Raw genomic sequence first — 20,491 nt, forward strand, 5'->3', positions numbered from 1 at the left:
GCACGCGGCGCCAGGCACCGCATGCCCGCCAGGTTGCTATCAGGACTTCGAACAAGCCGGCGTAATCCCCTTCTCCTTCGCGTACTGCGCCGCCGTGGCCTTGAACAGCGGGTGGATCAGGCCCTTGTTGCCCTCGATCCAGTCCGACACCACCACCCACTTGGTGCCGTCCCACTGCTGGATCTTCACCTTGCCCGAGCCCTCGTGGTTGTCGCAGCTGGTCTTGATCTCGGGCAGCAGGCCGGTCGCGCCCAGTTGCTGCAGGCGCGCGTTGGTCAGGTTCAGGTTCTCGAAGGCCCAGCGCATCTGCTCGCCGGTCATGGGCTTGCCCTTGCCGAACTTGGCCTGCGCCACGCGCACCGCTTCCACCGTCACCACCGCCGCCGACACGCCGCGGTTGTACAGCACCGAACCCACCTTGTTCTTGTCCTGCATATTGCCCTTGCCGGCACCGTAGACCACCTTCTCGATATCGGCGATCAGCGGCACGTTGCGGCCCGCCACGTTCCAGGTGGCGCTCATGTAGCCCTTGGAGGCATCACCCGCCGGCACCGTGTCTTCCTCCGAGCCGGCCCACCACGAGCCGATTATCTTGTCGCGCGCAAAACCCACCTTCTGCGCGGCCTTCAGCGCGGTCTGGTTCATCACGCCCCAGCCCCAGAAGATCACGTAGTCGGGGTTCTCCTGGCGAATCTTCAGCCACTGCGCGCCCTGCTCGTTGCCGGGGTGCGCCACCGGGATCTCCACCAGGTTGAACTTGCCCAGCTTGGCCTCGGCCTGCAGCGCCACGATCGGCTCCTTGCCATAGGCCGAGTCGTGATACAGGTAGACGATCTTCTTGCCGGCCAGCGAGCCGCCGTTCTTCGAGGCCAGGTACTTGACGATGGCCGAGACCTGCATCTGGTACGTAGTCACCAGCGGGAACGCATACGGGAACACCGAGCCATCCACCGCGTCGGTGCGGCCGTAGCCCATCATCACCAGCGGCACCTTGTCGGCAGCGGTCTTGTCGACCAGCGCGTACGAGATGCCGGTGGACATGGCGTGGTAGGCCGTGCCCTTGGTGGTGGCGTTCTTGGACTTCAGGCGTTCATAGCACTCCACGCCCTTGGCGTTGTTGTACTCGGTCTCGCACTCTTCCCACGACAGCTTGACGCCGTTGACCCCGCCTTCCTTCAGGTTGACGTAGTTGAGGTAGTCGATGAAGCCGCCATACCAGGACTGGCCGTTGGCGCCATACGGCCCCACGCGGTAGCTTGGCAGCGCCACGAACTGCTCGTTGCTCTGCGCCATGGCCGGCGCCGCCGGCGCCAGCAGTGCCGCCGCGGCGCTGACCACCAGGGCGGCGCGTTGCACATTGCGAATCAGGTTGGTCATGACAGTCTCCATCGCCCTCAAGGGAGCGTTTCGTTATGCGTAAGCTTCAGAACTTCACACAGGAACTGCGGTAATACAGGCCCCCTCCCGTCAATGAGGGAACGGCCACAGCCTCAGCTTCTCCTTGGCGATCTGCCACAGCCGGGCCAGCCCGTGCGGCTCCACGATCAGGAAGAAGATGATCAGCCCGCCGAACACCATCAGCTGGATGTGCGACACGGTGGCATTGGTGAATGGCAGGTGCAGCAGCGCGGCCAGCGACGGCAGCACGTTGTCCAGGAAGATCGGCAGCAGCAGGATGAAGGCCGCGCCCAGGAACGAGCCCAGGATGCTGCCCACGCCGCCGATGATGATCATGAACAGCACGCGGAACGACAGGTCCAGCGAGAAGCCGTCCGGCTCGACCGAGCCCAGGTAGCAGAACGCATAGAGCGCGCCGGCCACGCCGCAGTAGAACGAGCTGACCGCGAACGCCAGCAGCTTGGTGCGCATCAGTGGGATGCCGATCACCTCTGCCGCCACGTCCATGTCGCGCACCGACATCCATGCGCGCCCGGTGGCCGAGCGCACCAGGTTCTTGGCCGCCAGCGCCAGCACCGTGACGATGGCCAGCACGAACAGGTACTTCTTCAGCGGGGTGTCGATGGCGAAGCCGAACAGGTCCAGCCGCTGCGCCGTGATCACGCCCGACGAGCTGTTGTTGGAGAACCAGGGGAACTTGGTCAGCGCCCACACCACGAAGAACTGCGCCGCCAGCGTCGCCACCGCGAGGTAGAAGCCCTTGATGCGCAGCGACGGCAGGCCGAAGGCCACCCCCACCAATGCCGCGGAAAGGCCCGCCATCACGAATGTCAGCAGCACCGGCATGCCTTCCACGCGCAGCTGGAAATTGTAGGCCGCGTAGGCACCCACCGCCATGAAGGCCGCGGTACCGAGCGACAGCTGGCCGGCATAGCCGGTCAGGATATTCAGCCCCAGTGCCGCCAGCGAGAAAATCAGGAACGGGATCAGGATGGCCGAGAACCAGTATTCCGACCCGACGAACGGGATCGCCACGAAGGCCACCGCCATCAGCACGGCAAAGCCGATGCGGTCCTGGCGGATGGGAAAGATCTGGCTGTCGGCGACGTAGCTGGTCTTGAACTGGCCGGCTTCACGATAAAACATGGCAAGTCTCCTGTGCGAAGTCGGTCAGACGCGATCGATGTGTTTCTCGCCGAACAGCCCTTCGGGCCGCACCAGCAGAAACAGCAAGGCAAACACATACGGGAACCACCCTTCGATGCCGCCGAAGTTGCCCCCGAACATGGACTGGAACACCGGCGGGATATAGATCTCGGCCAGCTTCTCCGAGGCACCGATGATCAGCCCGCCGACGATGGCGCCGGGCACCGAGGTGAAGCCGCCCAGGATCAGCACCGGCAGCGCCTTGAGCGCGGTCAGCGTGAGCGCGAACTGCACGCCATTGCGCGAGCCCCACAGCATGCCGGCCACCAGCGCGACGAAACCCGCCACGCCCCACACGATCGCCCAGATGTTCTGCAGCGGGATGCCCAGCGACAGCGCTGCCTGGTGGTCGTCAGCGACCGCGCGCAGCGCGCGTCCGACCTTGGTGTACTGGAAGAACAGCGCCAGCGATCCGACCAGCAGGCCGGCAATGGCCGCCGCCGCAATATCGAACTTGGACAGCACGATGTTGAAGTTGGTCATGATCGACTCGATCGGCTCGTCGACGATGCCCAGGTTGATCGGGCGCACCTCATTGCCGAACAGCAGCGGCCCCAGGCCCTCGAGGAAGAACGACAGCCCGATGGTCGCCATGAACAGCGTGATCGGCGGCTGGTTGACCAGCTTGCGCAGCACGAAGCGCTCGGTGCTCATGCCGACCAGGATCATCACCACGAAGGCGCCGATCACCGCGGCCCACATCGGCAGGCCCTTGTCCATCAGCCCCACCACCGCCAGCGCGGCGAAGTACACCATCGCGCCCTGGGCAAAGTTGAACACGCCCGAGGCCTTGTAGATCAGCACGAAGCCCAGCGCCACCAGCGAGTACATCAGGCCAGAGAGCAAGCCGCCGATCAGGATTTCAAAGAAGAACGTCATGGTTCAGAGCCTCAGTGCGAAGTGCCCAGGTACGCCTTGATCACGTCAGGGTTGCCCTTGACCTCTTCCGGCGTGCCGTCGCCGATCTTCTTGCCGTAGTCGAGCACCACCACGCGGTCGGAGATATCCATCACCACGCCCATGTCGTGCTCGATCAGCACGATGGTGGTGCCGAACTGCCGGTTCACGTCCAGGATGAAGCGGCACATGTCCTGCTTCTCTTCCACGTTCATGCCGGCCATGGGCTCGTCCAGCAGCAGCATCGAGGGCTCGGCCGCGAGTGCGCGCGCCAGTTCGACGCGCTTCTGCAGGCCATACGGCAGGCGCCCGACCGGGGTCTTGCGGATCGACTGGATCTCGAGGAAGTCGATCACTTCCTCGACCTTCTGGCGATGGCGCATCTCTTCGTTGCGCGCCGGGCCCCACCACAGCGCGTGGGCGAAGAGCCCGGTGCGGAACTGCGTGTTGCGCCCGGTCATGATGTTGTCCAGCACCGTCATGCCCTTGAACAGCGCGATGTTCTGGAAGGTACGCGCAATGCCCTGGCGCGCCGCGGCGGTCGGGTGCATCTGCTTGCGCTCCTCGCCGCGGAACACGATGCGTCCCTGCTGCGGGTGATAGACGCCGTTGATCACGTTGAGCATCGAACTCTTGCCGGCGCCGTTGGGGCCGATGATGGCGCGCACCTCGTGCTCGCACACATCGAACGAGATATCGGTCAGCGCCTTGACCCCGCCGAACGACAGCGAGATATGCTGCAGGTCCAGGATCACCTCGCCGCCGGTGCGCGCCTGTTCGCCGGTGCGCTGCGCGCGCTGCGTGCCGGGATGCGCGCCGCTGTCATCCGTCAGTTCCGCAGGAGACATCGGACCCGTGGGTGCGATCGCGCCGCCGCTGCCGGCACCGCTGGCATCCGTGCGTGCCGTCCCCGCCCATTCGCGCTGCCCCGCGCCTTGCCAGGCTACTTGCGTCATCTTGCTGCCCTCGCTCATGCTGCGCGCGCCGCCACCGGCAGGCGCTTCGCATTGACCAGCTTCAGCGTGGCCGACACGCTGCCCTCGCGTCCGTCTTCGAACTTGACGCGCGTCTCGATGAACTGCTCGGACTTGCCCGCATAGAGCGCCTCCACCAGCACGCCGTATTTGTCGGCGATAAAGCCGCGGCGCACCTTGCGCGTGCGCGTGAGCTCGTCGTCGTCCGGATCCAGTTCCTTGTGCAGGACCAGGAAGCGTGCCACCTGCGATCCGGCCAGCATCGGGTCGTTGGCCAGGTCGGCATTCACCTGGTTCACGCATTCGCCGATCATTTCCAGCACCTCGGGCTGCGCGGCCAGGTCGACATAGCCGGCGTACGGCAGGTGGCGGCGCTCGGCCCAGTTGCCCACGGCCTCGAAGTCGATATTGATAAACGCGCAGACCTGGTCGCGGTCATTGCCGAAGGCCACCGCTTCCTTGATGTACGGGAAGAACTTGAGCTTGTTCTCGATGTACTTTGGCGCGAACATCGAGCCATCGGCCAGCTTGCCCACGTCCTTGGCGCGGTCGATGATCTTCAGGTGGCCGTCGGCGTCGATCACGCCGGCGTCGCCGGTCATGAAGTAGCCCTCGTCGTTGATGGCCTCGCGCGTGGCGTCATCGCGCTTGTAGTAGGACTTGAGCAGGCCCACGCCGCGCACCAGCACCTCGCCGTTGTCGGCGATGCGGATTTCCATGCCGGGCGCCGCCGGGCCGACTGAATCGAACTTGACCTTGCCGTCCGGCTGCAGGCACACATAGGCGCAGGTCTCGGTCTGGCCGTAGAACTGCTTCAGGTTCACGCCGATCGAGCGGTAGAAGCGGAACAGGTCCGGTCCGATCGCCTCGCCCGCGGTATAGCCCACGCGGATGCGGCTCATGCCCAACACATTGCGCAACGGGCCGTAGACCAGCGCTTCGCCAAGGGCGTAGCGCGCGCGGTCCGCGAGCGATACCGGCTTGCCGTCGAGGATATCGGTGCCGCAGCGCTTCGCCACGTCCATGGCCCAGTGGAACAGCTTGCGCTTGATCCAGCCGGCATCCTCCATGCGGATCATCACCTGCGTCAGCAGCCCTTCATAGATGCGCGGCGGCGCAAAGTAGTAGGTGGGGCCGATCTCGCGCAGGTCGGTCATCACCGTTTCGCGCGATTCCGGGCAGTTCACCGTGAAGCCCGCCACCATCGCCTGCGCGTATGAGAACAGATTGTCGCCCACCCATGCCATCGGCAGGTAGGACAGCACGTCGTCGTCCGCGCTGAGCTTGTCGAAGGCGCAGCCGTTGCGCGCCGCGCCGATCAGGCCGTAGTGCGAATGGCACACGCCCTTGGGCTTGCCGGTGGTGCCGGAGGTATAGAGGATGATCGCGGTGTCGTCGGGCTGGCCGGCGGCGATGGCCTCGTCATAGAAGCCCGGGTGCGCCTGGTCGAACTCGCGGCCCAGTTCCTGTAGCTGTTCATAAGACATCAGCGACGGATGGTCGTAGTCCATCAGGCCGCGCGGGTCTTCAAAGATGACGTGGCGCACGGCGCGGCCGGACTCGGCCAGCTGCGCTTCCACTTCCAGCAGCTTGTCGACCTGCTCCTGGTCCTCGACGATGGCGAACTCGATCTCCGCATCGTTGAGCACGTAGACCATCTCGTTGGCGATGGCGTCCTGGTACAGCGGCACCGGCACACCGCCCAGCGCCTGCGCCGCGGTCATGGCCCAGTACAGCCGCGGGCGGTTGTCGCCCACCACCGCCAGATTCATGCCACGCCTGAAACCGAGTGCGGCCAGCCCGCAAGCCAGTGCCCTCACCTGCTGCGCCGCCTGGGCCCAGCTGTATGTCTGCCAGATGCCGAGATCCTTCTCGCGGTGAGCCGGATGATCCGGCCGCTGCTGGGCGTGCGCCAGCAGCCATCGCGGGAAGGTCGTCGCCGACGATTCCTGCATCGCTGTCTCCTGTCCCTCCGGCGTGGGGATCCACGCGCGGTGTCAAGCGTCGGTCCGGTGGTTATACTTGGCTTGTTTTGCCTGGCGGCAGTCATGCCGCAGCGCATCAAGCCCGTGGTGCCTTGTTTTGCGGCACTTCCCGGCTCCGTGGTGATCGTAAGATAGCCCATGCCATCCACCCGGGTTGTCACGCCGGTGACAATTCCGGGTTAATCCCTACCGGAGCAAATTCAGGCCATGCTGAACGATTTTGTCGACCGCTGCGTGTGGGCAGCAGACCTGAGTCCCGAGCAGCGCGAGCGCGTGCGCCGCGCCATGTTCGTGCACGAGTACACCCAGGGCGACTACGTCTGTCACAAGGGTGATATGGCCGAGCACTGGATGGGCGTGCTCGAAGGCATCGTCAAGATCACCACGGTGTCGCCCTCGGGCAAGTCGGTCACATTCACCGGCGTGCCCACCGGCGGCTGGTTCGGCGAAGGCGCGGTGCTCAAGTCGGAAATCCGCAAGTACGACGTGATGGCGCTGCGCCGCTCGACCATCGCCTTCCTGCCGCGCGACACTTTTCTGTGGTTGCTGGATACCAGCCTGCCGTTCACGCGCTTCCTGCTGACCCAGTTCAACGAACGCCTGGGACAGTTCATCGCCGCGGTGGAATATGAGCGGCTGCTCGACATCGATTCGCGCGTGGCGCGCGCGGTGTCGTCGCTGTTCAATGAGCACCTGTATCCGGGGATCGGCAAGACGCTGGAGATCTCGCAGGAAGAGATCGGCCTGCTCGCTGGCATCTCGCGCCAGCGCGCCAACCAGGCGCTCAAGGTGCTGGAACAGCAGGGCCTGGTGCGGGTGGACTACGGCGTGATCGAGGTGCTGGACCTGGAGGGATTGCGGCAGTACGGCGAATAACATGGCCAGCGCCATCGACGACGCCACGCTGCAGGCCTATCGCGAGACGCACTACCGCGTGCTGGGCGACCTGCCGATGGTATTGCGGGTAGACCAACCCAGCGCCCCGCTGGCGGCGCTGCACCGCGCGCTGGGCGTGGCAGCGAGCGCCTTCATTACCGCCGCCAACCCGTTCAGCCTGCGCTGCGACGACGACACCAACGCAAAGCGCCAGCAAGCGCTGGCGCAAGACTTGGCAAGGATGGGATTGCGCGCAATCGAAGCCGCCGGAGAGCATCCACGCAACGGCTGGCCGGCCGAGCCGAGCTTCCTGGTGCCGGGGCTGTCGCTGGCGGATGCACGGGCACTCGGCGAGAAATACGAACAGAACGCGGTGGTCTGGAGCGGCGCGGACGCGGTGCCGCGGCTGGTGCTGCTGCGCTGAACGCCGGGCCGGGCGGTGGTGCCGGCCGGCGCCTCAGCCGGTGCGGCGGTCAGTGGCCGTGATGACCGCGATGGCCGTGATGACCGTGATGACCGCGATGCCCATGGCCGTGGTGGCGATAGTGATGATGCCGATGATAGTGGTGATGGCGGCCGCGCCACTCATGGCGGCCATACCAGCGACGGCCATCCCAATAACGGTCGCCATGCCAGCCGTGATGGCGCGGCGCATACACCACGTGCGGCGGGGGTGCCACATAGACCGGAGCCGGCGCCGCATAGACCGGCGCGCCGATCTGCACGCCCACGTCCACATGGGCCATCGCCGAACGGGCCGCCAGCAGGGACATTGCGCCCGCGAGCAACGCAGCAAAGAGAATCGGGTGAGCCATGGAGCTTGTTTTGTCGTAATGGGAATGGGTGCACTCTACCGCGCATTCCTGTTACCGGATGCGGCGGAGTGTTTCGGCATATAACGCCGTGTAAGCGGGATTTGGCGGCAACCGGAACCGGCCCCGGAAAAAGCAGCGGCCGCCCGCAGGCGGCCGCTGTACCACGCGGCAAGTGCCGGGCAGCTTACTTGCTATAGACGTACACGCCGCGGCCAGTCTTGCGGCCCAGGTAGCCGGCAGCGACCATCTCGCGCATCAGCATCGCCGGGCGGTACTTCGGATCGGCAAACTCCGTGTACAGCACTTCCATCACGGCCAGCATGGTGTCCAGGCCGATCATGTCAGCCAGCGCCAGCGGCCCGATCGGGTGGTTGCAGCCCAGCTTCATGCCTTCGTCGATCTCTTCCGGCGAGGCCAGGCCTTCGCCCAGCACGCAGAAGGCCTCGTTGATCATCGGACACAGGATGCGGTTGACGACGAAGCCCGGGCTGTTCTTGACCGTGATCGGGTATTTGCCGAGCTGCTTCGACAGGGCCTCGACGGCGGCGTGGGTGGTGTCGCTGGTCTGCAGGCCGCGGATCAGTTCCACCAGCGCCATCACCGGCACCGGGTTGAAGAAGTGCATGCCGATAAAGCGGTCGGCGCGCGAGGTCACGGCAGCCAGCTTGGTGATCGAGATCGACGAGGTGTTGGACGCGATGATCACGTTCTCGCCGACGATGCCGTCGATCTGCTTGAGGATCTTGACCTTCAGGTCGTAGTTCTCGGTGGCGGCCTCGATCACGATATCGGTGGCCTTGAGATCGTCATACGAGGTGCTGCCCTTGATGCGCGCCAGCGCGCTGGCCTTGTCGGCCTCGGTCAGCTTTTCCTTCTTGATCAGACGGTCCAGGCTGCTTGCCACGGTGGCGACACCCTTCTGCACGGCGGCATCGCTGATGTCGACCATCACCACGTTGAGACCTACCACTGCGCAGGCCTGGGCGATGCCATTGCCCATGGTGCCGGCACCGACGATGCCCACTGTCCTGATGCTCATCTTGTCTTCCTCTGCTTGGTTGGATTGCTGATTGATCGGTTCAGGCGCGGCTCAGGCGCCCTGCTCGCGCAGCGCGGCGATGATGCGCTGGGCATGGCCCTTGAGCTGTTCCGGGTCCTGCATCTCGCGCGCATGGCCGCGCAGCGCGCTGTCGGCATAGCGCGGCACGATATGGAAATGGACGTGCGGCACGGTCTGGCCCGCGGCCGCGCCGTTGAACTGGCCGATGGAGATGCCGTCGGGCGCAAACGCCGCGCGCACCGCGCGCGCCACGCGCTGCGTGGCGACAATGGCGGCCTGCGCGCCCTGCTCGGACAGGTCGAACAGGTTGACCGCGGCTTCCTTGGGCACCACCAGCGTATGGCCGTCGGCCTGCGGCATGATGTCCATGAAGGCGATGGTATCGTCGTCCTCGTAGACCTTGATGCACGGCAGCTCGCCGCGCAGGATCTTCGCGAAGATATTGGTCGGGTTGTACTGGGTGTCCATGATCTTTGGCTTGCGGTTGTCTCGAATACGTTTGCCGTGGCGCGGCCGCCGGCACAGCCTTCGAGTGTAACGCAGGGCGACCCTTCACTGCGGCCGCCCTGCGCGGTAATCGGGCACTGCTTGCTGCGCGGTGCCGCCGGCTCTACATATTGCGCCGGTACTGCCCGCCCACTTCGAACAGCGCATGGGTGATCTGCCCCAGCGAGCAAACCCGCACCGCGCCCATCAGCACCGCAAATACGTTCTGGTTGTCGATCACCGCCTGGCGCAACTGCGCCAGCATGGCCGGCGCCTCGGCCGCGTGGGCCTGCTGGAACGCATGCAGGCGGTCGAGCTGGCTCTGCTTCTCGGCCTCGCTGGAGCGCGCCAGCTCCAGCTTCTGCGGGGTCGGGTCGCCGTCCGGGTTGCGGAACGTGTTCACGCCGATGATGGGCAGCGTGCCGTCGTGCTTGAGCTGCTCATAGTAGAGCGACTCTTCCTGGATCTTGCCGCGCTGGTAGCCGGTCTCCATCGCACCGAGCACGCCGCCGCGCTCGGCAATGCGCTCGAACTCCTGCAGCACCGCCTCTTCCACGAGGTCGGTCAGCTCCTCGATCAGGAAGCTGCCCTGGTTGGGGTTCTCGCACCTGGCCACGCCCCACTCGCGGTTGATGATCAGCTGGATCGCCAGCGCGCGGCGCACCGACTCGCCGGTGGGCGTGGTGATGGCCTCGTCGTAGGCATTGGTATGCAGCGAATTGCAGTTGTCGTAGATCGCGATCAGCGCCTGCAGCGTGGTGCGGATATCGTTGAAGTCGATCTCCTGAGCATGCAGCGAGCGGCCCGAAGTCTGGATGTGGTACTTCAGCTTCTGGCTGCGCTCGTTGGCGCCGTATTTGTCGCGCATGGTCACGGCCCAGATGCGGCGCGCGACGCGGCCCAGCACGCTGTACTCCGGGTCCATGCCGTTGGAGAAGAAGAACGACAGGTTGGGCGCGAAATCGTCGATATGCATGCCGCGCGCCAGGTACGCCTCCACATAGGTGAAGCCGTTGGACAGCGTGAACGCCAGCTGCGAGATCGGGTTCGCGCCGGCCTCGGCGATGTGGTAGCCGGAGATCGACACCGAGTAGAAGTTGCGCACCTGGTGGTGGACAAAGTACTCCTGGATATCGCCCATCACCTTGAGCGAGAACTCGGTGGAGAAGATGCAGGTGTTCTGGCCCTGGTCTTCCTTGAGAATGTCGGCCTGCACCGTGCCGCGCACGTTCTGCAGCACCCAGGCGCGGATCTTGGCTTCTTCGTCGGCGGTGGGCTCGCGCTGGTTGTCGGCGCGGAACTTGTCGAGCTGCTGGTCGATGGCGGTGTTCATGAACATCGCCAAAATGGTCGGGGCCGGGCCGTTGATGGTCATCGACACCGAGGTGCTCGGGCTGGTCAGGTCGAAGCCGTCGTACAGCACCTTCATGTCGTCGAGCGTGGCGATCGACACGCCGGAGTTGCCGACCTTGCCGTAGATGTCCGGACGCACATGCGGGTCTTCGCCATACAGCGTGACCGAGTCGAACGCGGTCGACAGCCGCTTGGCATCCATACCTTCGGACACCAGCTTGAAGCGCCGGTTGGTGCGGAAGGCATCGCCCTCGCCGGCGAACATGCGGGTGGGGTCTTCGTTCTCGCGCTTGAAGGCGAACACGCCGGCGGTGTACGGGAAGCTGCCGGGAACGTTCTCGCGCATCAGCCACTTCAGCACCTCGCCGTCGTCCTCGAAGCGCGGCAGCACCACCTTGCGCACCTTGGTGCCGGACAGCGTGGTCGTAACCAGCCCGGTGCGGATCTCCCGGTCGCGGATTTTCACTACGTACTCGTCGCCGCTGTAGGCTTCGCGCATCTGCGGCCACATCGCCAGCAGCTTGCGCTCGACCTGGCCGAGGGCGCTGTCGCGCTCCGCCGCCAGCGCATCCAGCGCCGCGCCATCGCCTTGCGCGGCCTGCACCATGCGGCTCGATTCACGCAGTTGCTGGCGCTCGCGTGCAATGCGGCTCTGCTCCATCACGCGGCGGTGGTAGCCGCGCACCGTGTCTGCCAGTTCCGCCAGGTAGCGGCTGCGCGCCGGCGGCACGATCACATTCTGGCCGGTGGAGATGCGCCCCGCCTGCGCCGGCAGCACGCCCGGCTGCAGTTTCAGGCCGCGTTCGGCCAGCGCCGCGCGCAGCCCCTGGTACAGCATGGTCACGCCATCGTCATTGAAGCGCGACGCCTGCGTGCCGTAGACCGGCATGTCCTCGGCCTTGCCGTGCCATTGCTCGCGGTTGCGCTGCACCTGCTTGGCCACGTCGCGCCACGCGTCCTGCGCGCCCTTGCGGTCGAACTTGTTGATGGCGACGAAGTCGGCAAAGTCCAGCATGTCGATCTTCTCGAGCTGGCTGGCCGCGCCGAACTCGGGCGTCATCACATAGAGCGACAGGTCCACGTGCGGCACGATGGCCGCGTCGCCCTGGCCGATGCCCGAGGTCTCGACGATCACCAGGTCGAAGCCCGCCACCTTGCACGCGGCGATCACGTCCGGCAGCGCCTGCGAGATCTCGGAGCCAGCCTCGCGCGTGGCCAGCGAGCGCATGAAGATGTTCGGGTGGTTGATCGCGTTCATGCGGATGCGGTCGCCCAGCAGCGCGCCGCCCGACTTGCGCCGCGACGGGTCGATCGAGATCACGGCGATCGACAGCGCATCCTGCTGGTCGAGGCGGAAGCGGCGGATCAGTTCGTCGGTCAGTGAAGACTTGCCGGCGCCGCCGGTGCCGGTGATGCCGAGCACCGGGATCGATGCCGCTGCCGCTTGCGCATGCATCGCCTGCACCAGCGCCGGATCGGCCTTGCCGTTCTCCAGCGCGGTAATCAACTGGGCCAGCGCGCGGCGGTCGCCGCCGGTGACGGGTTCGAGCGAGGCCGGCGCATAGCGCGACAGGTCGATGTCGCAGCGCTGCACCATATCTGCAATCATGCCGGCCAGGCCCATGCGCTGGCCGTCCTCGGGGCTGAAGATGCGCGCCACGCCGTAGGCCTGCAGCTCGCGGATCTCGTCCGGCACGATCACGCCGCCACCGCCGCCAAAGACCTGCACGTGCTCGCCGCCCTTCTCGCGCAGCAAGTCGACCATGTACTTGAAATATTCGACATGGCCGCCCTGGTAGCTGGAAATCGCGATGCCCTGCGCGTCTTCCTGCAGCGCCGCCGTCACCACTTCCTCGACCGAGCGGTTGTGGCCGAGGTGGACCACCTCGCAGCCATGCGACTGCAGGATGCGGCGCATGATGTTGATCGAGGCGTCATGGCCATCGAACAGCGACGCCGCCGTGACAAAGCGCACCTTGTTGACCGGACCGCGGCCTTGCGCGGTGGGCTTGGGCTGGGGCGCACCGCGGCGCACATCATGCACATCGGAAAGGTCGGTCATTGTCTCCACCGTCTGTGGTGTTGGCTGCCACCGCGGCGTGCGCCTGAAGTACCGCTCTGTGCCGGCTTGGCCGCAAACGCGCGGGCTGCGCCCCCGGGTCGGGGCCGATCGATTATATGACGTTGACGTTAACGTAAAGCAATGGGGCGGAACCCCGAGCCCGGCGTGCATGGGACGGGGCTGTCCCTATAGAGTAGGCGCCCGCGGCAGGCGCCGCGCAAGCATCCGGGCAAACAAAAGGCCACCCTCAGGTGGCCGTTCCGGCAAAGCTTGAGTGGTCCGCTCAGGCCCAGATCCTGGGGCACTCCCCGAACGCATCCGTGCTGTGCTCCTCCACCCGGTGCCGCATCGCCCGCAGCCACGCCACCAGCCGCCGCAGCGACCACGGCGCCGGCACCTGTGCCAGCGTAAAGCGCGCGCCCGCGCCATCGCCCGACAGCCACACCCGGTAGCCCTCCGGCAACGCCAGCTCAGTGCCCGGCTCCAGCCAGATGTCGTTGGGACTGCCTTCCACCGTCACCCACAACTTGCCCGCCACCGCGCAGACGGTCTGCCCGTAACCGGCGCGCCAGCTCACTGGCAGCCCAGGCTCGTCCAGCTCGAAAGTCCGTAGTTCGCGCATGTCCCACTCCTCATAGCCGGCGGTCGCGTCCGGCGCCGGCCCCCGTGGATGCCGAATGATCACGGTAGCCGGCGCCTTCCTCCGCCACGCTTCCATTATTCGCATCCCTCACTACAATCCCATGTACAGTTGTGAACAGTTTTCGATGCACTGTTCAGTAGTTTTCCCTGACAGTTGTCGCTTGTAGCGATCTGCGCCTACCGGCTTCCCCCGGCTGCCTGCCCATGAAACTAATCTTAGATGCTTCCACCGGAATTCCACTGACCGAGCAGATCGTTGCCGGCGTGAAAGCGTGGATCGGCAACCGCGAAGCACGGCCCGGCGCACGCCTGCCGTCAATCCGGCAGTTGGCGGCGGAGAACGGCATCAGCCGCTTCCCGGTGATCGAAGCCTATGACCGGCTGGTATCGCAGGGGCTGCTGGATTCGCGCCAGGGTTCGGGCTTCTATGTGGCGGACAGCCCGCTGGCGGGGCGCTCGGCGTGCGGATGGTCCGATCCGAGCCTGGCCGAGGATCTTTCCGACCACATCCTCGAGCAGTTCAACCACCCCAGCGGCACGCTCAAGCTGGCCGGGGGCTTCGTGCCGGAGACCTGGCGCGACGTCGAGGGGCTGACGCAGGCGATCCGCGCGATCTCGCGCAATGAGATCGACAGCGTGATCCACTACGCCACGCCGATGGGGCATCCGGAACTGCGTCGCCAGGTGTTGCTGCGCGTGCGCCAGCTGGGCATCGCCGCCGAACTGCCGCAAGTGCTGATCACCACCGGTGCCAGCCAGGCGCTGGACCTGGTGGTACGCCACCTGCTCAAGCCCGGCGATACCGTGTTCGTGGAAGATCCCGGCTACTACAACCTGTTCGGCCTGCTGCGGCTGCATGGGGTGCAGCTGGTGGGCGTGCCGCACACGGCCAACGGCCCCGACCCGGACGCCACCGAGGCGCTGCTGCGCCAGCACAAGCCCAAGCTGTTCTTCACCAACAGCGTGCTGCAGAACCCGACCGGATCGACGCTGGCGCCGCCGGTGGCATTCCGGCTGCTGGAGCTGGCGCGCCGGCATGGCTTCCGCTTTGTCGAGGACGATATCTTCTCGGACTTCCAGACCCACTTCACCGACCGGCTGGCCACGCTGGACCAGCTTGAGCACGTGATCTACATCGGCGGCTTTTCCAAGACGGTGTCGGCCTCGCTGCGGGTCGGCTACCTGGTGGCGGACAAGGCGCTGGTCAAGGACCTGGTCGATGTGAAGGTGCTGACCAGCGTGGCCGGTTCGCACTTCGCGGAAGCAGTCACGGCGGCGCTGCTGGAGCGCGGCGGCTACCGCAAGTATGTGGAGCGGCTGCGCCTGCGCGTGCGCGAGGCCTGCGCCAATGCCGTGCGGCAGCTGACCGGCAACGGCTGGGAGGTGTTCTGCCAGCCGTCCGGCGGCAACTTCCTGTGGGCGCGCCCGCCCGGCATCGAGGATTCGCGCGAACTGGTGACGCTGGGCGAGGAATACGGCGTGACGCTGGCCCCAGGCAACTACTTCCGCCCGGGCGGCGAGACCTCGGCATGGATCCGGATCAACGCCGCCTATGCCAACGAGCCGCGCGCGGTGGCCTTCATGAAGGCCGCGGCCGGGCGCGGCGGCTGAAGGCGCTCAGCCGCCGTGGTTATGCAGCACGGCATTACGCCGCGCGTAGCCGAAGTAGATCACCAGCCCCACCGACAGCCACACGAGGAAGGCAATCCAGGTCAGCGCCTGCAGATGCGCCATCAGGAACAGGCAGAAGCCGATCGACAGCAGCGGTACCACCGGCACGCCCGGGCAGCGGAATGCGCGCGGCAGTTCCGGGCGCGTCTTGCGCAGCACCAGCACCGCCACCGAGATCAGCGTGAAGGCCGCCAGCGTACCGATATTGATCAGCTCGGCCAGCACGTTCAGCGGCACGAAGGCGGCAATCGCGGCAAACACGATGCCGACGATCCAGGTGGCGAAATACGGCGTGGCATGCACCGGGTGCACGGATGACAGCCGCTCGGGCAGCAGGCCGTCGCGCGACATCGCAAAGATCACGCGGGTCTGGCCGTAGGTCATCACCAGGATCACCGTGGTCATGCCCAGGATCGCGCCCAGGTCGACAAAGCCCGCCACCCAGTTCTGGCCCGCGAACTGCAGCGCCAGTGAGACCGGGTGGTCCACGCCGGCAAACTTCGCGAACGGCACGATGCCGGTCATGATGGCGGCCACCACCACATACAGCACCGTGCACACCGCCAGCGAACCGATGATGCCGATCGGCAGGTCGCGGCGCGGGTTGCGCACCTCTTCCGCGGCCGAGGTCACCGCGTCGAAGCCGATAAAGGCAAAGAACACCAGCGCCGCCGCATTGAAGATGCCGGCAAAGCCGAATGGCGCGAACGGCTGCCAGTTGGCCGGCTGCACATGCCACACGCCCACCGCGATAAACAGCAGCACCACGCCGATCTTGACCGCCACCATCAGGTTGTTGATGCGCGTGGATTCGCGCACGCCGTACGACACCACCCAGGTGATGGCCAGCATGATCAGGCACGCCGGCAGGTTCAGCATGGACTTCACCCCCGGCACCGAGCCTGGCGCCGCGGTCAGCGCCGCCGGCAGTTTCAGCCCGAAGCCCGCCATCAGCGACTGGAAGTAGCCCGACCACCCCACCGACACGGCGGACGTGGCCAGCCCGTATTCCAGCAGCAGGTCCCAGCCGATCATCCACGCGACGATCTCGCCCAGCGTGGCATAGCTGTAGGTATAGATCGATCCCGACACCGGGATCGCCGAGGCAAACTCCGCGTAGCACAGCGCGGCAAAGCCGCACGCCAGCGCCGCGATCACGAACGACACCGTCAGCGCCGGCCCCGCGGTCAGCGCGCCGGTGCCGGTCAGCACGAAAATGCCGGTGCCGATGATGGCGCCGATGCCCATCATCACCAGGTCGGTTGGACCCAGCACCTTCTTCAGGCCGTCATCGCGCGCGACGGCCAGCATCGCGTCGATGTCCTTGGTGCGGAACAAGCTCATTCAGACTCCATGCAACTGTGGCCGGGCACGCGGCGGCAAGCCGCGCGGGCCCGGAAAAAGGGCGGTAGTTTACGCCCGCCGCGGCGCGAAGGCGTCACATTGCGCGCCCGCGCGCGGCAGGCACGTCATCGAATGATAGAAAAGGCCAGGCTGGCCGGCCCTGACCGCAGGCAAAGTCAGCCGCCGCAGCCGGGCGCCGACAGGATGCCGTCCACGCGCGCCAGGGCGGCGGCAAGCGGATCGAGCGCCAGCAGTGCAGCGCCGGCAAGGGCCAGTGCCGCCAGCGCTGCAATCCTCGCGCGCAGCGGCCACGGCCCCGCCAGGGCCGCCAGCCCCAGCGGGGCGAGAGCCGCGCAGGCAAGAAGGAGCCGCGGCAGCATCGGCACTTCAGCGGCTGGCAGCCTCGGGAACCGCGGCATGTGCCGGGCCCTTGGCAAGTGCCGGCAACGGCCCCGCGCGGCGCAGGCCAAGCCACGAGCACGCGGCGGAGCACAGCGTCACCGCCACCAGCGCCGTGATGCTGTGCTGGTAGCTGCGCGTGGCATCGAACGACCACGCCCCCAGCTGCACCGTCAGGAAGGCGCCCAGCTGGTGCCCGAGGAACAGCAGGCCAAACACCTTGCCCTTGATCCGGCTGCCGTAGCGCTCGAAGCAGAACATCGAGGTCAGGATCACCGTTCCCAGATAGCTGGCGCCAAAGCCGACCGCAAACGGCAGCACGCCCAGGCCCGGCACCAGCAGCAACAGCATCGATGCCGAGCGCAGCGCGTAGAACGCGGCCAGCAGCCGGTGCTTGTCCCAGCGCAGCGCCAGCGCGCCGGAGACCAGGCCGCTGGCCAGCTCCAGCGCGCCGAGCGTGCTCATCGCATAGCCCATCGCCAGCCGCGGCACGCCCTGCCCCTGCCAGTACGCGATCAGGTGCACGTCGATAAAGGCCATGGTGGCGCCGCAGCCGAAGAAGCCGGCCGCCAGCGCATAGAACACCGGGTCACGCCGCACCACCGTCCATGCCGGCACATCGGCCCCGGCCGTGCGTGGCGCCGGTGCGGACGCCGGCTCCCAGCGCGAAGTCAGCCACAAGGCGCCGGCCACCGGCAACGCAAACACCGCACCGGCCACGCCGAACGCCGTGATCCAGCCCGCCTGCGGCTGCAGCCAGATCCACAGCGGCGACAGCACGATAAAGCCGATCGCGGTGCCGTTGGTAACCACCGCATAGGCCAGCCCCTTCTTGCGCTCCTCGAACAGCCGGTCCACCAGGATGCCCATCGGCACAAAGGTCATGGCCGCCAGCCCGAACGCACCGGCGAGGCCGAACATCAGCACGAAGAACGTCAGCGATCCCGGCCACAGCGCCGCGCCACCCAGCGCAATGCCTGCCGCCAGCGCCCCAGCGGCCGCGGTGCGCAGCGGGCCGACGCGATCGCTGAGCGCGCCGACCACCGGCGACATCAGCCCGGTGGCGAGCATAAAGACACTGCCGGACCAGGCAAACTGCGCACGGCCCTGCCCGAAGTGCGTGGCGAGGTCGACGAAGTACACCTGGTAGAGGCCCTTGACCGCGGTCGACACGAACATCACGGCAAAGCCGATGGCGACCAGGGCCACGGTGACGGCGGGCAGGCGGGTGCGGTGCATGGCGATCTCTCTTTGGCAGGGGTTCGTTGACCATGCTAAGGAAAGCCGGCCGCCCGCCGGGGCAACGCCATGGACCAGAAAAGCAAATTTTCGGCCATCGCCGATACAAAGCCTGCGATTCGCGCGAGAATGCCGGCATCGGCCTTGCGATCTCCACACTGGTGATGACTACCGCCTATTTCCTGGTGTTGCCCAATGTCCATATGCTCGACCTCGGCGGGCCGCTGCAGATCCTGTCGAGCGTGGCGGAACTTGGCCTTGCGCCACTCACTGTGCGCTGCGTCGGCCCGCATTCCAGCGTCACGTCCTTCCAGGGTCCGGCGCTTGGCCGGGTTGAACGCCTGCCCGCCCGGCTCGAAGCCGGCGACGTGGTCATCGCCGTTGGCAGCAAACTTCTGGACACACTGACGACATCGAATGCGTGGCACGATAGCGCGGCATGGTTGAGGGAGAGCTTTGGTGAGGGCAGGAATGGCGGCGTACAGGTGGCCGCAGTCTGCACCGGCGCCTTCCTGCTCGGCGCAGCGGGCCTGCTCGACGGGCGCCTGTGCACGACACACCATGCACATATCAAGCGCCTGCGCGCGCGCCATCCGGATGCCTCGGTAATCGACAACCGCGTGTTCGTCCGCGACGGCAATGTCTGGACCTCGGCCGGCGTGGCCTCCGGCATCGACCTGGCGCTGCGGCTGGTGGCCAACGCCTGCGGCGACGAGGCCGCGATTGCGGTGGCGCACGACAACGTCGTGCCGTTCCGGCGCTTCGGCGCCGATCCGCAGCTTGAACCTCAGTTCAGCGCACGCTCGCACGGCAATCCGCTGGTGCATGCAGTGCAGGATGCGATCTCGCGCGACCTGGAAGCCAACGTCGCTGACCCGCGCTTTGCGCAGCGTTTCGCAGTCAGCGTCAGGCACCTGTCGCGCCTGTTCCATGAGGAAACCGGCCTCACGCCGAAGCAATACCAGCTGACCCTGCGCATGGCACGCGCGCGCAAGCTGCTGGCCGCATCGACGCTGCCGGTGGAAGCGATCGCGTTGAAGAGCGGCTTCGCCAGCGTGCAGGCCTTCCGCGCCTGCTGGAACAAGGGAGAAGCCGGCACGCCGAGCGCCTACCGGCAGGCCAGCACGCGCAGCGCGGAATAGCCGCACTCAGGCGTGAAACAAGCGGCCGCTGGCGCCTGAACGGAGCGGGGACCGTCAACCCGGTCCCCGCCCGATAGGCACAACAACCTACTTCGCCACCGGCATGGTGAACTCAGCGCCCTTGGCGATCGAATCCGGCCAGCGCTGCATCACGCTCTTGTAGCGCGTGTAGAAGCGCACGCCCTCTTCGCCATAAGCATGGTGGTCACCGAACAGCGATCGCTTCCAGCCACCGAACGAATGCCAGGCCATCGGCACCGGGATCGGCACGTTGATGCCGACCATGCCGACCTGGATCTGCCGCGCGAACGCACGCGCGATGCCGCCGTCGCTGGTGTAGCACGACACGCCGTTGCCGTATTCATGCGCATTGATCAGCGCCACCGCTTCGGAAAAGTCATGCACGCGCACTACCGACAGCACCGGGCCGAAGATCTCTTCCTTGTAGATCGTCATATCCGGCTTGACGTGGTCGAACAGCGTGCCGCCGACATAGAAGCCGTTCTCATGGCCGGGTACGGTATGACCGCGGCCATCGGTCACCAGCGTCGCGCCCTCTTCCACGCCCTTGGCGATATAGCCCTCCACCTTCGCCTTGTGCGCAGCGGTTACCAGCGGACCCATTTCGGCGTCGGACTCCATGCCGTTGCGGATCTTCAGCGAGCTCGCACGTTCGGCGAGGCGCGGCACGAGCTTGTCAGCGACATCGCCCACGGCCACGGCGACCGAGATCGCCATGCAGCGTTCGCCGGCAGAACCATACGCGGCACCGATCAGCGCATCGACCGCCTGGTCGAGATCGGCATCGGGCATCACCACCAGGTGGTTCTTGGCGCCGCCCAATGCCTGCACGCGCTTGCCGTGCCTGGTCCCTTCCGTGTAGATGTACTCGGCGATCGGCGTCGAGCCGACGAACGACAGCGCCTGCACATCCGGATGCGC

The 20,491-nt window shown here is 66.2% G+C and carries 18 protein-coding genes; 4 read left to right on the forward strand and 14 right to left on the reverse strand.

The window, feature by feature from the left end; translation table 11 throughout:
- Positions 1-39 precede the first annotated feature (39 nt).
- The 5 genes from C265_RS26675 to C265_RS26695 all read right to left on the reverse strand — a co-directional run bounded on the left by C265_RS26675 (position 40) and on the right by C265_RS26695 (position 6,430).
- Positions 40-1,377: an ABC transporter substrate-binding protein gene (locus tag C265_RS26675; RefSeq protein ID WP_010814874.1), complete on the reverse strand. Its 1,338-nt coding sequence runs from the start codon at positions 1,375-1,377 to the stop codon at positions 40-42.
- A 90-nt stretch (positions 1,378-1,467) separates the two neighbouring features.
- Complete coding sequence (locus C265_RS26680) at positions 1,468-2,544, reverse strand: branched-chain amino acid ABC transporter permease (protein WP_010814875.1); 1,077 nt, start codon at positions 2,542-2,544, stop codon at positions 1,468-1,470.
- A 24-nt stretch (positions 2,545-2,568) separates the two neighbouring features.
- Positions 2,569-3,483: a branched-chain amino acid ABC transporter permease gene (locus C265_RS26685; protein WP_010814876.1), complete on the reverse strand. Its 915-nt coding sequence runs from the start codon at positions 3,481-3,483 to the stop codon at positions 2,569-2,571.
- Between the two features lie 11 nt (positions 3,484-3,494).
- A complete protein-coding gene (locus C265_RS26690) occupies positions 3,495-4,457 on the reverse strand; it encodes an ABC transporter ATP-binding protein (RefSeq protein WP_037025387.1) in 963 nt (320 codons plus the stop codon).
- 14 nt (positions 4,458-4,471) lie between these two features.
- Positions 4,472-6,430 (reverse strand): long-chain fatty acid--CoA ligase, encoded by a 1,959-nt coding sequence (locus C265_RS26695; protein WP_010814878.1) that lies wholly within the window; start codon positions 6,428-6,430, stop codon positions 4,472-4,474.
- Positions 6,431-6,667: 237 nt separating this feature from the next.
- Here C265_RS26695 and C265_RS26700 point away from each other — a divergent pair, with 237 nt between their 5' ends.
- On the forward strand, positions 6,668-7,336 hold the full coding sequence (locus tag C265_RS26700; RefSeq protein WP_010814879.1) for a Crp/Fnr family transcriptional regulator: 669 nt from the start codon (positions 6,668-6,670) through the stop codon (positions 7,334-7,336).
- A gap of 1 nt (position 7,337) precedes the next feature.
- A complete protein-coding gene (locus C265_RS26705; protein ID WP_010814880.1) occupies positions 7,338-7,760 on the forward strand; it encodes a DUF3293 domain-containing protein in 423 nt (140 codons plus the stop codon).
- A gap of 49 nt (positions 7,761-7,809) precedes the next feature.
- On the opposite strand, the gene C265_RS33020 is transcribed toward C265_RS26705, so the two are convergent.
- From C265_RS33020 to C265_RS26730, 5 genes are all read right to left on the reverse strand, one after another.
- Positions 7,810-8,151 (reverse strand): hypothetical protein, encoded by a 342-nt coding sequence (locus tag C265_RS33020; RefSeq protein ID WP_010814881.1) that lies wholly within the window; start codon positions 8,149-8,151, stop codon positions 7,810-7,812.
- A gap of 184 nt (positions 8,152-8,335) precedes the next feature.
- Complete coding sequence (locus C265_RS26715) at positions 8,336-9,190, reverse strand: 3-hydroxybutyryl-CoA dehydrogenase (RefSeq protein WP_010814882.1); 855 nt, start codon at positions 9,188-9,190, stop codon at positions 8,336-8,338.
- Positions 9,191-9,241: 51 nt separating this feature from the next.
- Positions 9,242-9,679 carry an HIT family protein gene (locus C265_RS26720; protein ID WP_010814883.1) on the reverse strand — a complete coding sequence of 146 codons (438 nt, stop codon included), beginning with the start codon at positions 9,677-9,679 and terminating at the stop codon, positions 9,242-9,244.
- A 142-nt stretch (positions 9,680-9,821) separates the two neighbouring features.
- On the reverse strand, positions 9,822-13,112 hold the full coding sequence (icmF, locus tag C265_RS26725; RefSeq protein ID WP_010814884.1) for a fused isobutyryl-CoA mutase/GTPase IcmF: 3,291 nt from the start codon (positions 13,110-13,112) through the stop codon (positions 9,822-9,824).
- Positions 13,113-13,395: 283 nt separating this feature from the next.
- Entirely contained in the window at positions 13,396-13,734 is a 339-nt protein-coding gene (locus C265_RS26730; RefSeq protein ID WP_010814885.1) for a DUF2917 domain-containing protein, read from the reverse strand.
- A gap of 224 nt (positions 13,735-13,958) precedes the next feature.
- Here C265_RS26730 and C265_RS26735 point away from each other — a divergent pair, with 224 nt between their 5' ends.
- Positions 13,959-15,365, forward strand: coding sequence for a PLP-dependent aminotransferase family protein (locus tag C265_RS26735; protein ID WP_010814886.1), 1,407 nt, complete (start codon positions 13,959-13,961; stop codon positions 15,363-15,365).
- Between the two features lie 6 nt (positions 15,366-15,371).
- On the opposite strand, the gene C265_RS26740 is transcribed toward C265_RS26735, so the two are convergent.
- The 3 genes from C265_RS26740 to C265_RS26750 form a co-directional block, all read right to left on the reverse strand.
- Positions 15,372-16,769 (reverse strand): amino acid permease, encoded by a 1,398-nt coding sequence (locus C265_RS26740; RefSeq protein ID WP_010814887.1) that lies wholly within the window; start codon positions 16,767-16,769, stop codon positions 15,372-15,374.
- 176 nt (positions 16,770-16,945) lie between these two features.
- Positions 16,946-17,149: a hypothetical protein gene (locus C265_RS26745; RefSeq protein ID WP_010814888.1), complete on the reverse strand. Its 204-nt coding sequence runs from the start codon at positions 17,147-17,149 to the stop codon at positions 16,946-16,948.
- Between the two features lie 7 nt (positions 17,150-17,156).
- Positions 17,157-18,407 carry an MFS transporter gene (locus tag C265_RS26750; protein WP_010814889.1) on the reverse strand — a complete coding sequence of 417 codons (1,251 nt, stop codon included), beginning with the start codon at positions 18,405-18,407 and terminating at the stop codon, positions 17,157-17,159.
- Positions 18,408-18,571: 164 nt separating this feature from the next.
- Here C265_RS26750 and C265_RS26755 point away from each other — a divergent pair, with 164 nt between their 5' ends.
- Complete coding sequence (locus tag C265_RS26755; protein WP_052181682.1) at positions 18,572-19,549, forward strand: GlxA family transcriptional regulator; 978 nt, start codon at positions 18,572-18,574, stop codon at positions 19,547-19,549.
- An 87-nt stretch (positions 19,550-19,636) separates the two neighbouring features.
- On the opposite strand, the gene C265_RS26760 is transcribed toward C265_RS26755, so the two are convergent.
- On the reverse strand, positions 19,637-20,491 hold an 855-nt coding region (locus tag C265_RS26760; protein WP_010814891.1), incomplete at its 5' end, for an aldehyde dehydrogenase family protein.

Source organism: Cupriavidus sp. GA3-3, from assembly GCF_000389805.1.
GTDB classification, from domain to species: Bacteria; Pseudomonadota; Gammaproteobacteria; order Burkholderiales; family Burkholderiaceae; genus Cupriavidus; species Cupriavidus necator_D.